Below are 501 nucleotides of genomic sequence, written 5' to 3'. Positions count from 1 at the left end.
TGTTAGATAATGACATTGTTAGATAATGACATTGTTAGGTTAGACAGTGAGATAGACAGATAGCAAAACTGTTAGATAGCCTAAAATCAGCCTTTGACTGACTCAAAACCAATAAAGCCGTCACCAAAAATTTGGGACGGCTTTATTGGTTTAAGTAAGCATTAGCAAAATATAGAATCGTCACTAAAACTTAACTATCGAGCGGATACTTTGGTGCCATCCTTACGACTAATGGTAAGCCCCGTAAAACCAAATAACAACGTCAACAGTAGCGATAAATAACAGAAAAACGCATAAGGTAGATAATCCAGTACTGGCACGCCTAATGCTTGACTGATAAATACCCCGCACACACTCCAAGGTACGAGTGGATTGATGACTGTACCTGCATCCTCGATGGTACGAGATAAGTTCTTTGGATGTAAGTTTAAGCGCTCAAATATCGGACGAAACGCGGTACCTGAGAGTAAGATACTTAAATACTGCTCACCGATCAGCACG

The 501-nt window shown here is 40.1% G+C and carries 1 protein-coding gene; it reads right to left on the bottom strand.

Features of this window, described 5'->3' with window-relative positions; translation table 11 throughout:
• Positions 1-194: 194 nt before the first annotated feature.
• On the bottom strand, positions 195-501 hold a 307-nt coding region (locus tag ACS8FD_RS25060), incomplete at its 5' end, for a Na+/H+ antiporter NhaC family protein (RefSeq protein ID WP_439277839.1).

The sequence above is a fragment of the Psychrobacter sp. 1U2 genome (genome assembly GCF_051847575.1).
The sequence above is the reverse complement of the archived record's forward strand: the minus strand, read 5'-3'. Positions and strand labels throughout refer to the sequence as shown.